The organism is Flavobacterium pallidum (assembly GCF_003097535.1).
GTDB classification, from domain to species: Bacteria; Bacteroidota; Bacteroidia; order Flavobacteriales; family Flavobacteriaceae; genus Flavobacterium; species Flavobacterium pallidum.
The window spans coordinates 184,418-199,051 of sequence record NZ_CP029187.1; the positions used below are offsets into that span (position 1 = coordinate 184,418).

The following is a 14,634-nucleotide window of genomic DNA, read 5'->3' on the forward strand; positions in this document are numbered from 1 at the left end:
CCACCAAAAATAAAAAAACCGATGCGCTAAAAATTGTAATTTTGCAACTATGGAAGCACCATTAGCAGAACGCGTTCGCCCAAAAAAATTAGAAGATTACATCAGCCAGGAACATCTTGTCGGACCGAAAGGCTCGCTGACGCAACAGATTGAGAAAGGGATTATCCCCTCACTGATTTTTTGGGGACCGCCGGGAACAGGAAAAACGACGCTGGCGGAAATCATCGCTGAAGAATCGAAACGTCCGTTTTATATACTGAGTGCCATCAATTCCGGTGTGAAGGATATTCGTGATGTAATCGATAAAGCAAAGCAAAGCGGTGGCCTTTTTACTGCGAAAAACCCTATTTTATTCATTGACGAGATCCATCGTTTCAGTAAATCCCAACAAGACTCATTATTGGCAGCTGTCGAAAAAGGCTGGATCACACTGATTGGTGCCACAACAGAAAACCCAAGCTTTGAAGTGATCCCCGCATTACTGTCGAGATGTCAGGTTTATGTACTGAATGCCTTTTCGCGGGAGGACCTTGAAAAACTCCTCCGGCGTGCCATTGAAAAAGACGCTTTCCTGAAAACCAAAAAGATCGACCTGAAGGAAACTGAAGCTTTGTTAAGGCTTTCCGGCGGCGATGGGCGTAAACTGCTCAACATCTTCGAATTGGTCGTGAATGCTTCTCCAAAAGACAAAATCACCATCACCAATAACGAAGTATTGAGGCTCGCGCAGCAAAACACTGTGCTTTATGATAAAACCGGCGAGCAGCATTATGACATTATATCGGCATTCATAAAATCAATGCGTGGCAGCGATCCGAATGGCGCTGTGTATTGGCTGGCACGAATGATAGAAGGTGGCGAAGACCTGAAATTTATCGCACGCAGGATGCTCATCCTGGCCAGTGAAGATATTGGCAATGCAAATCCCACCGCACTGATTATGGCAAACAACACTTTCCAGGCCGTCACCACTATCGGTTATCCTGAAAGCCGGATCATCCTGAGCCAATGTGCTGTGTACCTTGCCACTTCGCCGAAAAGCAATGCCAGTTACATGGCTATCGGAAAAGCGCAGCAAATCGTGAAACAGACCGGAGATTTGCCGGTACCGCTCCATCTGCGCAACGCCCCGACAAAACTGATGAAGGAATTGGGTTATGGCGACGATTACAAATATTCACATGATTTTGCAAACAATTTTGCCGAGCAGGAATTTCTTCCGGATGCCATTGCCAACACCATAATTTATGATCCCGGAAATAATTCAAGGGAAAATGCCACGCGTGATTTCCTGAAAAATCGTTGGAAAAACAAATACGGATATTAAAATTTCAGGTCGGTTTGTTCTGAAATCAACCTGTCATTTTGATAATACTCAAAAAACCACGCATTACCTTTCTTTAATAACACCCCTTGCCTGCCCTGCGATGTGGCAATGAAAACTTCCGGATTGGTAGTTTTTGACAATTTGAATTTTACGGTCGATGTACTTTCTTCAATCACAAGGTATCCGTTGGCAGTAATCTCAACGGAAAGTTTTGAAGCCGAAGACATCATAGTCGGTTTGGCTTCAGGAGCTACACTTTCCCTGACAATATTGCCCTTCTGCCTGATTTCGCTGCTTACAGGCGTTTTTGCCGCAATGGGCGACTGTTGCCCTGAATATTTGTAGTTAATCGCAGAAACGGATTCAAAAGCATGCGTTAAGGCATCTGCATAGGCTTCGTTGAAATCTTTTTTCTTACTGACTCCCTGAGTGCTTTTAAAAACGACTACGTTTTGGCAATCTTTGAAAATGACAATCAATTTCGTTGCAAACATGGAATTGTCCCGGTCGATATCAATAAAAAGATTATCACAACGGTTTGAAGCCGCAGTTTCAGGAAGTATTTCGTTATCATAAAATGTCTTAAAACCGATTTCGTTCAGTTTCATTTTAGCGATCGTACTCACACGATATTGATTTTCCTTTGACATCCAATCGAATTTTACCGGTACAATGGCGTTTTGGAAATCATTGATACTTTTCTGGGCAGAAGCCAAAAAAGAAACAAAAAAGAGGATAAGGTAAAGTGGTTTTTTCATGGTTTAAAGATATTCTTTTAAGTGTATCAGATGTGCTACACATTTAATATTTTCAGTTGTTGCAGGCTTTTCAGGATTAAAAAGTATGGCATCCATCCCGCAGTTTATCGCGCCCAATACATCGGCTTCAAGATTATCGCCGATCATGATGCAGTTTTCCTTCTGGACATTAGCCTGTTTAAGCGCATATTCAAATATCTGCGGATGCGGCTTCTTTACTCCTGCCGTTTCAGAATTTGTTATCGTACGGAAATAATGATGGATATTCGAATTCCTGAGTTTGTTGCCCTGGACTTCGTGGAATCCGTTTGTAATGATATGAAGCCGGTATTTTTTACTTAAGTATTCCAGAATTTCCTCAGTCCCTTCAAATAAATGGTTGAACTGCGGCAGGTATTGGATGTATTCTACAGATAAGATGTTGATCATATCATCTACGATCTCATACCCCAATTGGTCGAAAGCCTCTTTGAGGCGGCCATAGCGCAGTTGATCCTGCGTAATCTTATCATATTGATACAACTCCCAATATTTCAGGTTGATCGGGATGTATATTAAAAGAAAATCCTCCAGATTAACATCAATGCCATATTTCATGAACACTTCCCTGAACGCCAGCGCCGAATTTTTCTCAAAATCCCACAGCGTATGGTCAAGGTCAAAAAAGATGTCGGATACTTTAACTTCCATAAATTGATATTGTTTACAAATGTCGGAAAGTTATTCAATCAGGCAATGCCTTTTTACAAAATACCCGCATCGACAAAACTGTAATAATTACTTTCTGTGACAATAAGGTGGTCGAGTACTTTGATATCAAGGTTTTCGCCTGCCGAAACCAGTTTCCTTGTAATCGATTTGTCAGCATCACTCGCTATCAATGTTCCTGACGGATGATTGTGACAAAGGATGATGGCTGTTGCGCCAAATTCAAGCGCATGCTTGTATACCAGCCTGACGTCGACTAGAGTCCCTGTGATGCCGCCTTTACTGAGTTGGCGTTTTGTAATGACCTTATTGGAATTATTGAGATAAATGACCCAAAATTCTTCATGTGGCAATTCGCCGATTATGGGATGCATCATTTCAAAAATCGAACGGCTTGAAAGTACTTTTTCTGCCGCAGGGGCATCAGTTATCTTTCTTCTGCGTGCCAATTCGAGCGCGGCAATGATAGCAATGGCTTTTGCTTCACCGATTCCTTTAAAAAGCATCAATTGTTGCAATGATAGTTTTGACAACTGATTGAGGTTGTTTCCGGAAGCGGCGAGGATGCGTTTGCTGAGATCGACGGCAGTTTCATTCCGGCTTCCTGAACCGATAAGGATTGCGATGAGCTCTGCATCGCTAACGGCAGCTTTTCCTTTGAGCATTAATTTTTCGCGTGGTTTGTCATCTTCAGACCAACTGCGTATTGGAAATGGGGCATTTTCAGACATGTTGCATGGCGTTTATTCCTGCAATGTAACGAAAATGCTTTAATTTCCTGATGATTATTGCATCAATTCTTTGATATCGTCGAAATGAAGTCCGCCGTAATTACCCGAACTCATCAGCAACAGTGCTATACTTTGCGTATCAAATTTCAGATGGAAAAGATATTCCCTGAATGCTTCGGGATTGGTGTAAATGATCAGGTCATTCCGGTTGAAAGCTGCGCCAATCTGGTCGGCAGTGATCTCATCGAGCTGCTTGATTTTCACGGCATCGGGAGAATAAAATACCACGGCGACATCGGCAGCTTCCAGCGCACCTTCATATTCTTTCAGGAATTCGGGATTAAGGCTGCTATACGTATGGAGTTCAAGGCAGGCAATCAGTGTTCGATCCGGGTATTGTTCTTTTACGGCTTTAGTCGTTGCAGCCACTTTACTCGGCGAATGGGCAAAATCCTTATAAGCCACATTTCTTTTGTTTTCTGCAATCTTTTCAAGTCTTTTTGATGCCCCTTTGAAACTGGCAATTGCTTCATAAAAGTCGGCTTCATCGACACCCATATTCTGGCAAATCCATTTCGCTCCGGCAAGATTGTTCAGGTTGTGCGCCCCAAAAACCTCGATGGGCATATTGCCTTCATTGGTGACCAGAAAGGTCGTGCCATCTTTTACAAAATAATCAGGTGTACTGTACGGTAATTTCCTGATAGGGTTTGTAGCCGCTTCAGCTATGCGTTTCACTTCGGGATCATTTTCATTATATACCAAAATACCGCCGTTGGTAATCATACTGATAAAGACCTCAAATTGCTCAACGTAATTTTCATACGTCGGAAAAACATTGATATGATCCCAGGCGATTCCTGAAATCAGGGCAATATTAGGGTGGTATAAATGAAATTTCGGGCGACGGTCCATCGGTGATGAAAGGTATTCGTCTCCTTCAAGCACTATAAAGTCATTGTACTCCGTCAGGTGGACCATATTGTCAAAGCCCTCAAGCTGGGCACCAACCATATAATCCACTTCGATATGATGGTAATGCATCACGTGCAGGATCATGGAAGTGATGGTCGTTTTACCGTGTGAGCCGCCTATTACAACACGTGTCTTATTTTTGGATTGCTCATAAAGGAATTCAGGGTAAGAATAAATTTTCAGTCCTAATTCCTGTGCGCGAAGCAATTCGGGATTGTCGGCTTTTGCATGCATTCCTAAAATAATTGCATCGATATCAGCCGTGATTTTTGCCGGGAACCAACCCAATTCCTCAGGAAGAATACCTTTCTTTTTCAACCTGGTTCTGGAAGGCTCGAAGATGGCATCGTCACTTCCGGTAACCTGATATCCTTTATCATGTAATGCCAGGGCAAGGTTATGCATGGCGCTGCCTCCAATGGCTATAAAATGTGTTCGCATCAGGATTTATTTTTTTCGTTGTATTCGGCCAAAGCCAGTCTGGCCTTTTCAGGCTGGTTCATTTTATTTTTATACAAGTCGGCAAGTTTTTGGTAACACACTTTAGAGCTTCCCAATTCAATGGCTTTTCTGTATTGCTTTTCCGCTTCACCATATCTTTCAAAATATTCAGCAATATGGCCTTTTGACAGATAGCCGTCGATAGGTGAAATCTTCTTTAGCTGTTCAGAATAGGCAAGTGCTTTTTTTTCACTTCCGCCGATAATTCCCGGTAGTTGCAGGTAGAGTTCGATAAGTGCCCACCTTGCCTCAATATGTTTTGGGTCGAGCTTGATTGCTTTTTCAAAAGAACTGCGTATTTCTCCAATCATCCCGAGCGCTTTAAACTTATTGGATTCTTTGGCAATCATTCCTAATACCCCACCATATTTATAGATATAATTGGCTACTTTGGGTTGCAGTTGCTTTAGCTTTTTATAATAGGCTAATGCGGGTTTCCATTTTTTTTGTACTCCCTGTATATCCCCCAGATACTCCATAGCTTTGAAGTTATTTGGGTTATCTTTAAGCACTTTTTCAAATAATGCCTGTGATTGGGAATATTTTTGTTGCTGGAAAAAAACTTCGGCTTTCTCAAAATCATTTTGGGAAAACGAAAAAAGGGGAATTAATAGAAAGAGTGAAAAAAAATATTTCATTTTGCTCTGCTGATTTCCAAAAATAATAAAAATACTCGTATTGTCCCATTAAGATATAAAAAAAGCCCGCTGTTTAGCGGGCTTTAATATTCTGAAATATTTTGATTATTCAGCTGGAATTGGAGAATAAATAGTCCTAACTGTAAACGGAGAATTAAAGACACCTTGATTCAACATAATATCAAATGTATTCGTACAAGCATTATAAGTACCTTTCCCACCAGGATACCTGTTAGGTGATGCAGGATCGTTAATACCTGCAACGTTAACTACATATGTACCACTAACTTTGTTCCCGGCACCATCTTTGTATACCACGTCAGTGATGGTAATAGTAGCTGGATAAGGCCTGTTCACATTCTGTCCAGACAAAGCCTGTACAAACGTCGGACCCCACGCAGAAGTCGTAGTAAATTGTAGAGGAGTTCCTGGTACAGTATTGAGCGTTTGTGTATATTCAGGACCTACGAAAGCTGGTGTTGGAGGAGTTCCTGGCAGATATTGAACCGAAGTACCTGCATACTGATAAGCAGGGCTTCCAAATGCACGCACCACTACTCGCTTTACAACTGGCTTAGAGTTGTCTGGCAAACCGATGGTAACCTGTGACTTGCTTGTCGTAGTCAGCGTTACATCGAACTCTACTGTTTCAGCAAGACCTGCATCTGTGACATTAAGCACGATATTCTTAACCATCCTTCTACCTGTAATACCACCGTTTTCCTGATCATCAGCGGTAATTGTAATGGAACCTGAACGCTCAGGAACAATTGCAGTAGAATTCCCTACTACATCGCTTAGCGTATAAGAAACATCAGTACCGTCTGAATTTACAGGCACGTACAATTCTACAGGTATAGTGATCTCAGAAGTAGCTCCATAAACTATGCCTGCACAATCTTCTGAAAATTGCACCCACCCACCTGTTGGGTCAGCATCGAATCTTCCGTAATTCTTATCATTTTCATTACAAGAAGAAAGCAAAGCTACAGCACCTAAGAAAAATATATAAATGGATTTTTTCATTGTTTATTATTGTTTTGTTAAAACTACATTACTCGCTCCGAAGCTTCCTGCCTGTACCCTAACCCTGAAGTTAAGCGTAATTTCACCAATACAAGCATTTACTGTACTTGCAGGCAAAGCCGAATCACTATCATCTACATACGCATTACCATATTGTGAATTCACGTAAAGGAAGTTTTCAAGATAAGGAGGATAAACAATCGTTGTATCGGTATCATCTGTTTCGTTAAAGAAGATTGAGGTAGTAGAGTTTGGATCAACATCCCAGATATTCCTCAAAACCAGCTCATTTGGCTGAGTCCCTGCCTGAGCCACAACGGTATAGTTGTATGGGCCAGGAGTTTCTACCGCAGCATACGTCCCAATAAACTCATCTCTAATCACTGGGCAAACCTGCTCAACACTGATAGAAACCCTGGAATCGAAAACAGTATTCTCATCAGCAGTGGTGAGTTCTAAAACCAAAAGCTTTGGATCAGCAGGCTCAATACCAACATCCTGACCAGTAATTGTAAATGTTCCATTATATGAACCGGCTGGAACTGTAAATGTAGCCGGAACATTATACATAGCCGGTAAGGCTGTAGTGGCATCTTCAACAACCGTAATGTTGAAAACCCTGTCGACATCAGAAATCTTACTTACTTTAACGCCTACATCGACACTGCCTGTAGCATCAACTTTAACAGGAAGTTTGTAAACCGCCGAGTTGAACGTTAATAAGGTTTGATCTGAATCACTTCCGTTGTATACTGCAGTATCAGCTTCACCACACGAGGCGAAAAATACAGCAATAAACAATAATCTAAAAATTGTTTTCATAACTTTTTTTTTTAATTAGTATAACCTGGATTTTGAGTAATGTTATTGTTACCATTTAATTCAGATTGAGGGATAGGCAAGGTAAACCTATGATCATTGGCAAGAAGATCTTTAGGAGCTGCAAAAGTAGCGGCATCTGCGTCCAGACGGCTAACTCCAATATTCAATTCACCACCCAATCTTTTAAGGTCCAAATAACGGTGTCCTTCAAAAGCAAATTCTTTACGCCTTTCAAGAAGGATTGCAGTTAAAGCCTGCTGAACGTTTCCAAATACTGGAGTTGGAGGCGCATCAGCAGTATAACGCGCATCGGTCAGTTGCTTAATAGAATTCGCTGCAGCAATAAGATTTCCTGCACGAGCCTCAGCTTCGGCCCTGATCAACAGGAACTCAGACGATCTGAAAATTGGCACATCGTTTGCCAATGGTGTCAAAGCAGTACCCGGATATTTTGTGATAAGGTATACATCGTTACCATCAACATCCTGAGTCTTTGTGATATTAGTATCTCTCCTGATGTCATCGGACGAACCGTCACCATTCAAATCATACAAATCATACAATTGCTGGGAAGCCTCAAAGAAAGGATTACCGGCAAGGCTGACACCATTCGCATAATAATTAGCAGCTATGTCAGAATCAGCCGGACGCCTGATAAGCGAAAAAATTAATTCACCCGCTTCACCCGCTCCAAGTGATCGTGAAAACATAGGTGTGTAAGTATCAGGCTGAGCCAAAGGGAAATCTCCTACCAATTCAGCAGAAAGTTGACCAGCAAGTACATAATCCCCTGAAACCAGAGCCAACCTTGCCTGGATGGCTTTAATGGTATTTTTATTTATAAAATTCACGGATAAGTCACCTTGGTTAGCTTCTCCGATAAGGCTTGCTGCCTCTGCAAGATCCGCTTTGATGAAAGCCAAAACTTCCGCAACGGTATTTCTCTCCAATTGGTCTTCAATTGCAGGAACATGGTCCATAATGATTACTGACAAATCAGAAGCATTGCTGTAATTAACGGTGTAATACTCGAATAAATCAAGATGGCTTAATGCCCTTAATGCAAGCAATTGCGCCTTGACCTTCATAGCGCTTGGAAAATCCTCAATAGCAACGTCCTCGCCACCCTCAATTTCCACTTCATCTTCAACAGGAAGATTTGGTGCAATCCTATCTAGCGCACGAAGCACCCTGTTCACACTATTGATAGTGGAATAACGGCTTGACCATACTGATTCGGCCTGATTGGTTGTAGGGTCAATAATGAAATTATATTCTGTCGAGCCCTGTCCCAGATTGTCGTGTCCCTTTCTGAGGTTATCTGTGAAAAGGTCGTTCAGCAGAATGGCATCTCCACTACCATTTCCACCAGCGTCAGGCGCATAGTTCGAATAGGCACCATATAGACCTGATTGCAAATCGGCAACAGTCTGGAAAGCAGCCTCATCCCCTAATTCTGAATCCTGGATGATATCGGTTGCATCATTACAGGATACTGCACCAAACAGCAATAATAATAATCCTGTTTTAACTATTTTTTTCATTTTCATTTTTTTTAAAAATTAATTGTAGCTCCTAGAGTAAAAATTTTCGGAGTTGGGTAGTTTCCGCGATCTGTAGTTCTGAATCCAGCCTCAGCATCCCAGCCTCTGTAAGAAGAAAAAGTAAGTAGGTTTTCTCCCTGGATAAAGAATTTTAAAGCCGTAAAAGGAGTCTTTTTCAATAAATCCTTATTGAATGTATATCCAAGAGAAACGTTACGCAAACGTAAGAATGAAGCATCTTCAAGATACCTGTCGGTAGAGTTGATATAATCAATACTATTGAACGGATTACCTACCCTTGGAACAGTTGTAATATCTCCAGGGTTTTGCCATGCCGTAAGCACGGAAGTTGACCTGTTACCACCGTCAGAAATAGTACTTGTTTCCTCAACAGTACCCATATCCAGGTTATTCCTGTATACATCAGCTAACCAACTCCATTGGGTAGTAAATTCAAAACCTTTGTACCCGATGTTTGTGCCAAAACCTCCCTGCCATACAGGGTAGACTGACTTACCGGTTTTCACCCTGTCAGCCTGAGACAATTGCTCAGTAAGGTCACCATCAGCATTAAGGAACAATGCATTACCATTTGCAGGGTTAACACCTGCATAACGAATTACATAAAACGAGCCTATTGCTTCACCTTCCATTAAAGGCGCTGAAGAACCATCGTCAGCTATGCCTTCATAACTTTTAGGCAACTCCCTGATTTTGTTTTTGTTGTATGAAAAATTTCCGTTAACAGAAATATTCCAGTCATTTTTATCGTATACAACATATTTAAGTGTAGCTTCGATACCCTTATTTTCCATAGCACCGATGTTCGCATCAATTTCACTAGTACCATTTACCCATGAAATTGGTCTTTTCTGGAAAAGATCTGTAGTTACTTTACGGTAAACATCCACATTACCACTCAGCTTGTTTTTCCAAAGACCAAAATCAATACCGATGTTAGCTTGTGCCAAATCTTCCCATTGCAAATCCACGTTTCCAAGCTGAGAAGCAAAAGTAGAAGGATTACTGTTGTAACCTGCTCCCTGCGAATACAAACTTCTTGTCAGGTTTAATGCACTGTATTGTGCATTCTGAATTCTCTGATTACCGGAAGTACCGTAAGATGCACGTAATTTAAGCATATTCAAAGCAGTCTTATCTTTAAGGAATGCTTCCTGGTCAATATTCCAGGCACCACCTAAAGACCAGAACGTACCCCATTTGTTATCATCAACAAAACGGAAAGAAGCATCACGTCTTACACTAGCATTAAATACATATTTTGAATCATAATCATATTGTAAGTTTCCAAAATAAGAAAACAAACCTTCCTGTACCTTAAAAGAACCAATTGACGGAGTATAGATCTCCTGTCCAAGTTCGATTGTATTGACATTAACAAATGCAGCTCCTGTACCTACAATCCTTGGATCAAGACCTCTGGCCGTGAAATTGATACCGCTGTAGTGCGCTTTGTTATATTCAACATAGGCAGTTACATCGATAGTGTGTTTGCCAAAAGTATTGTTGTAGTTCAGGCTTGTTGTATTATTAAACCTGAAATCCCTTGTAGAAGCCTCACTTTGAGTTCCTCCAAAATTCGTATTACTTTGACCTGTAATCTGGAATGGCCCAAGGATACTGTTAGGATGCAATATCTCCAATGTAGTATAATCAGAATAATCAACACCAAGCTGCACAGAAGCAGTCAGGTTTTTTGCAAAATTATAGCTTGCAGACAAAGACGTATACAATTTGAATTCGTCCTCAACATCCGTATTCATTTTTGCAGAATTCAGCAATACATAAGGGATTTTATCAGCGGTAACAGCGTTATCATCACCAGGAGCAATTCCTCCGTCACTCGTAACTGATCCATCAGCATCAAATGGCGAAAGATATGGAAGGCCTCTCAAAGCGGCCGAGAAAGGCGCAAAGAAAATAGCATTAGATCCAGCTCCGTCAATACCGTTCGAACGTGAAAAGTTCGCAGAAATATTGAATGTATTATCAGCAGATTTTCCAGTAAAGTTATTCCTTGCACTGAAACGCTTGAAGTTGGTATTGATAAAAATACCTTCCTGCTCAAAATATCCTAACGACGTAAAATTAGAAGAGTTTTCAGAACCTGTACTGATAGAAAGGTCATGAGATTGTGTAGTTCCTTTTCTGAAAAGGTAATCAGTCCAGTAAGTATTTGTCTGATTAGCAATTGCATCGATCTCAGCATCAGATAAGTTTCCTCCAACACCACCACCATACTGCTGCTCTAATTTCAGCATTTGCCTTGAGTTCATCAATTCAATATTCAAACCCTGCAACTCCGTAACACCAAATTGCGAAGAGTACTTCAATGTCATTTTATCACCATATTTCGCCTTTTTTGTAGTAATAACGATTACACCATTACCTCCTCTGTTACCATAAATAGAGGTGGCAGCAGCATCCTTAAGTACAGTAATAGTGCTGATATCATTTTGGTTGATACTTCTGAATCCATCTTCATCCACCGGTACACCGTCTACGACAAATAGCGGCTCAACATTACCATTAATTGTACCAACACCACGTAGTATAATGGTACTATCAGCTCCTGGCTGACCACTTCCTGTAGAAATGTTCAAACCCGAAACTTGCCCCTGAAGGTTCTGGATAACAGAAGCGTTAGCCCTTTCTTCAATTGCATCTATAGAAATAGTTGATACTGCTGTTGGGTTTTTTCTTTGAGTTGTAGATTTGTATCCCGTATTAATTGTAACAATTTCCAGATCAGTCTGAGCCGGAACAAGTTTCACATCAATAGTACTGGAAGCACCAACTGTAATTGTTTGCGTTGCCATACTTACGTACGTAAACACTAACGACTGCCCCTGAGCAGCAACGATGGAATATTTACCATCGATATCTGTGTTGGCACCTTTGTTAGTTCCAGCTACAGTAACGGTAACGCCCGGCAAAGGAAATCCTTCGTTATCTTTAACGGTACCTGTCACAGTTTTTTCCTGCGCAAAGGTCACTTGCACCGAAAATGCCAGTAAAAGCGCAAAAATCCATTTGAATTTCGATCTCATAATTAAATTTAATTTGAATTAGTTATTCCGCAAACTTCTTAATAATTTCTTAATTAAACAAATAATTACATTTATTATTCGAAAATTAACTTTTACGGATTGCCCAATTCTTTACTGAAATTTTACCGTATTTAAAACTTAGATGATATTAATTTAAAATGGTTGCGTAAAAATCATTTTTTTTAACTTTTATGCAATCGCGCCATTTAAAGCCTTGTTAAAACCCTCAGAACACTCTTCTAAAAATTTGTTAAAATAATTTTATTAGTGCAATATTATATTAGGTATGGTTTTTTGTTTTTATAAAATATTATTTTTGACTAATAAATATGCATTTGATGCTTTTAAGTAATTTTTCAGAATTCATCCTTGAAACCGGCACAGACGAGGCTGGGCGTGGCTGCCTCGCCGGTCCTGTAACCGCTGCCGCAGTATTATTGCCTGCTGATTTCAGGCACGAGTTGCTGAACGACTCGAAACAACTCACGGAAAAGCAACGCCAATACCTTCGGCCAATTATTGAGGACGCTGCCATCAGTTTTGCAGTCACACACCTCGATCCGTTAGTGATTGACGAAATCAATATCCTTAACGCTTCGATCAAAGCCATGCAGGAATCCGTTTTAAAACTTGACCCTTTACCTTTATATATTATAGTAGACGGAAACCGTTTTAAACCCGTCGGTAATATCCCGCACAGCTGCATCATCAAAGGCGACTCGAAATACCTGAGCATTGCAGCAGCTTCGATCCTGGCCAAGACGTACCGTGATGATTATATGGAATCAATACATGAGGAATTTCCTATATACAATTGGAAACAGAATAAAGGTTACCCAACCACCGAGCACCGCAAAGCCATCAAAGCCTTTGGCCCGACAAAATACCACAGGATGAGTTTCAGGTTATTGCCTGAGGAGCAATTGGAATTTAACCTGGATTTTAAAATATAGTTTAAACAAAAGTGGCATCAAACAATGCCGCGAAGTGTTTCATGATTTTCTCTTTCACCTGCTGCTCATCAACTTTATCAACACCCAGTTCGACATTCAGCGAAGTCACTGCCTTGCCGCGAATCCCGCAGGGAATGATATTATCAAAATAACCCAGGTCGACATTCACGTTCAAGGCAAACCCATGCATCGTTACCCAGCGCGAAGCCCTAACGCCCATAGCGCATATCTTCCTGGCAAATGGCGTGCCTACATCGAGCCACACGCCGGTCTCGCCTTCGCTCCTGCTGCATTTGAGCCCGTATTCTTCTAAAGTAAGAATGATAGCCTCTTCCAGGAAGCGCAGGTATTTGTGGATGTCCGTAAAGAAATTCTCAAGGTCGAGGATGGGATAACCTACCACCTGCCCAGGACCGTGGTAAGTAATGTCGCCGCCACGGTTGATGCGGTAAAATGTCGCGCCTTTAGATTCAAGCTGGGTTTCACTGAGCAGTAAATTATCGGCATCGCCGCTTTTACCTAAGGTATAGACATGTGGATGCTCGACAAACAAAAGGTAATTCGGCGTTTCCTCATCAAGTCCTTCACGGCGGTTCCTGATCTTCAAATCCACAATGCCATTGAAAAGCGTTTCCTGATAATCCCAGATTTGTTTGTAATCCTTAAAGCCGAGATCTTCTAACCCAACCGTCTTATTTTTCATGGCTATTTTTCAAATTCCACATCAAAATTGAGCTTTTCAGGCTCCTTCATATAATCCATAAACGGATATTCAACAGTAACCGTTTTCTTATCGCTGCTTAACATCGCACTGGCGTTGCTTACTTTTTTAACCTTTTTCGGGAAATGATATTTCACTGTGTATGTTGAGGATTCATAAATCATATTAAAAGCTTCTCCCAAAGAATCATTTTCGGTTTCAGCAGTTTCTTTCTTAAGCAGCGTCGCTTTCCTGCTGAATTTCTTCCCGTCATACGAGTATTTCAGCAACGAATTGTTGTTCCCGATCCCTCCGGCCTGCGCCATAGGATTGGTTTTTCCCATCCCTTTATCCAAAGCCGACATTCCGGACATTGCGGACCAGGCATCCTCTAATTCCCCTATATTTTTAAAATCTGTCGCCATCGTAAACAGCATCTGCTGCTCCGCCGCATTCATTTTCATCGAAACCGTATAATTTTCCAGCTTCCTGAGGCGTTCCTGCTCGTCTGTGGGCAATTTTGCAATACTGTCTTCTTTAGCCGCAAACAACTCCTTAAAGCTGAAAGTCGAATCAATCACTTTTCCTGCCTGCGGATCATTTTGCATCTCTTTGCCAGCCATCGCCGCCAATTGGGAACCATCCAATTGTATCGAGAATTTCCCGCCGCCATCATTGTTTACATAAATCTCTTCGGTAAAATTGCAGCTCGTAAGTGCAACCGCAGTAAATAAAGCTAGTAGTAATTTTGTGACTTTCATATCTCCAGTTCTGGTTTTGGTTAAACTCTGCCAAAGATACATAAAAGTCCGAAAGTACAGACTTTTCTAACTTTCGGACTTTCCTAACTTTCAGACTTTGCCTATCTTTGCGGTCTTAA

Annotated in this window: 13 protein-coding genes; 2 read left to right on the plus strand and 11 right to left on the minus strand. The window is 41.2% G+C overall.

The genetic code is table 11. The annotated features are described in order from the left end of the window. Positions 1 to 49: 49 nt before the first annotated feature. Entirely contained in the window at positions 50 to 1,327 is a 1,278-nt protein-coding gene (locus HYN49_RS00680; protein ID WP_108902322.1) for a replication-associated recombination protein A, read from the plus strand. On the opposite strand, the gene HYN49_RS00685 is transcribed toward HYN49_RS00680, so the two are convergent. The 9 genes from HYN49_RS00685 to HYN49_RS00725 form a co-directional block, all read right to left on the minus strand. Further along, entirely contained in the window at positions 1,324 to 2,085 is a 762-nt protein-coding gene (locus HYN49_RS00685; protein ID WP_108902323.1) for a hypothetical protein, read from the minus strand. The genes HYN49_RS00680 and HYN49_RS00685 overlap by 4 nt on opposite strands. Before the next feature lie 3 nt (positions 2,086 to 2,088). Next, positions 2,089 to 2,775, minus strand: coding sequence for a YjjG family noncanonical pyrimidine nucleotidase (locus HYN49_RS00690; protein ID WP_108902324.1), 687 nt, complete (start codon positions 2,773 to 2,775; stop codon positions 2,089 to 2,091). Positions 2,776 to 2,828: 53 nt separating this feature from the next. Beyond that, complete coding sequence (gene radC, locus HYN49_RS00695; protein WP_108902325.1) at positions 2,829 to 3,524, minus strand: RadC family protein; 696 nt, start codon at positions 3,522 to 3,524, stop codon at positions 2,829 to 2,831. 54 nt (positions 3,525 to 3,578) lie between these two features. After that, entirely contained in the window at positions 3,579 to 4,940 is a 1,362-nt protein-coding gene (locus tag HYN49_RS00700) for a UDP-N-acetylmuramate--L-alanine ligase (protein ID WP_108902326.1), read from the minus strand. Continuing rightward, complete coding sequence (locus HYN49_RS00705) at positions 4,940 to 5,638, minus strand: tetratricopeptide repeat protein (protein ID WP_108902327.1); 699 nt, start codon at positions 5,636 to 5,638, stop codon at positions 4,940 to 4,942. Before HYN49_RS00705 ends, HYN49_RS00700 begins: the two co-directional genes overlap by 1 nt. A 105-nt stretch (positions 5,639 to 5,743) precedes the next feature. Continuing rightward, a complete protein-coding gene (locus HYN49_RS00710) occupies positions 5,744 to 6,664 on the minus strand; it encodes a lipoprotein (protein WP_108902328.1) in 921 nt (306 codons plus the stop codon). Positions 6,665 to 6,670: 6 nt separating this feature from the next. Further along, complete coding sequence (locus HYN49_RS00715; protein WP_146185023.1) at positions 6,671 to 7,486, minus strand: hypothetical protein; 816 nt, start codon at positions 7,484 to 7,486, stop codon at positions 6,671 to 6,673. Between the two features lie 11 nt (positions 7,487 to 7,497). Continuing rightward, positions 7,498 to 9,030 carry a RagB/SusD family nutrient uptake outer membrane protein gene (locus HYN49_RS00720; protein WP_181368985.1) on the minus strand — a complete coding sequence of 511 codons (1,533 nt, stop codon included), beginning with the start codon at positions 9,028 to 9,030 and terminating at the stop codon, positions 7,498 to 7,500. Positions 9,031 to 9,041: 11 nt separating this feature from the next. Continuing rightward, positions 9,042 to 12,101, minus strand: a complete 3,060-nt coding sequence (locus HYN49_RS00725) for a SusC/RagA family TonB-linked outer membrane protein (RefSeq protein ID WP_108902331.1) — start codon at positions 12,099 to 12,101, stop codon at positions 9,042 to 9,044. Between the two features lie 338 nt (positions 12,102 to 12,439). Between HYN49_RS00725 and HYN49_RS00730 the strand changes: the two genes are divergently transcribed. Next, complete coding sequence (locus tag HYN49_RS00730; RefSeq protein WP_108904895.1) at positions 12,440 to 13,054, plus strand: ribonuclease HII; 615 nt, start codon at positions 12,440 to 12,442, stop codon at positions 13,052 to 13,054. 1 nt (position 13,055) lies between these two features. Here HYN49_RS00730 and lipB read toward each other — a convergent pair whose 3' ends face one another. Both lipB and HYN49_RS00740 read right to left on the minus strand, forming a co-directional pair. Next, entirely contained in the window at positions 13,056 to 13,757 is a 702-nt protein-coding gene (gene lipB / locus HYN49_RS00735; protein WP_108902332.1) for a lipoyl(octanoyl) transferase LipB, read from the minus strand. 2 nt (positions 13,758 to 13,759) lie between these two features. After that, positions 13,760 to 14,515: a hypothetical protein gene (locus tag HYN49_RS00740; protein WP_108902333.1), complete on the minus strand. Its 756-nt coding sequence runs from the start codon at positions 14,513 to 14,515 to the stop codon at positions 13,760 to 13,762. Between the last annotated feature and the right edge of the window lie 119 nt (positions 14,516 to 14,634).

Coding starts and splice junctions, on each gene's coding strand:
- HYN49_RS00705 (WP_108902327.1), bottom strand. CDS start 5,638: ATGAAATATTTTTTTTCACTCTTTCTATTAATTCCCCTTTTTTCGTTT.
- HYN49_RS00700 (WP_108902326.1), bottom strand. CDS start 4,940: ATGCGAACACATTTTATAGCCATTGGAGGCAGCGCCATGCATAACCTT.
- HYN49_RS00685 (WP_108902323.1), bottom strand. CDS start 2,085: ATGAAAAAACCACTTTACCTTATCCTCTTTTTTGTTTCTTTTTTGGCT.
- HYN49_RS00710 (WP_108902328.1), bottom strand. CDS start 6,664: ATGAAAAAATCCATTTATATATTTTTCTTAGGTGCTGTAGCTTTGCTT.
- HYN49_RS00715 (WP_146185023.1), bottom strand. CDS start 7,486: ATGAAAACAATTTTTAGATTATTGTTTATTGCTGTATTTTTCGCCTCG.
- HYN49_RS00740 (WP_108902333.1), bottom strand. CDS start 14,515: ATGAAAGTCACAAAATTACTACTAGCTTTATTTACTGCGGTTGCACTT.
- HYN49_RS00690 (WP_108902324.1), bottom strand. CDS start 2,775: ATGGAAGTTAAAGTATCCGACATCTTTTTTGACCTTGACCATACGCTG.
- HYN49_RS00730 (WP_108904895.1), top strand. CDS start 12,440: ATGCTTTTAAGTAATTTTTCAGAATTCATCCTTGAAACCGGCACAGAC.
- radC (WP_108902325.1), bottom strand. CDS start 3,524: ATGTCTGAAAATGCCCCATTTCCAATACGCAGTTGGTCTGAAGATGAC.
- HYN49_RS00720 (WP_181368985.1), bottom strand. CDS start 9,030: ATGAAAAAAATAGTTAAAACAGGATTATTATTATTGCTGTTTGGTGCA.
- HYN49_RS00725 (WP_108902331.1), bottom strand. CDS start 12,101: ATGAGATCGAAATTCAAATGGATTTTTGCGCTTTTACTGGCATTTTCG.
- HYN49_RS00680 (WP_108902322.1), top strand. CDS start 50: ATGGAAGCACCATTAGCAGAACGCGTTCGCCCAAAAAAATTAGAAGAT.
- lipB (WP_108902332.1), bottom strand. CDS start 13,757: ATGAAAAATAAGACGGTTGGGTTAGAAGATCTCGGCTTTAAGGATTAC.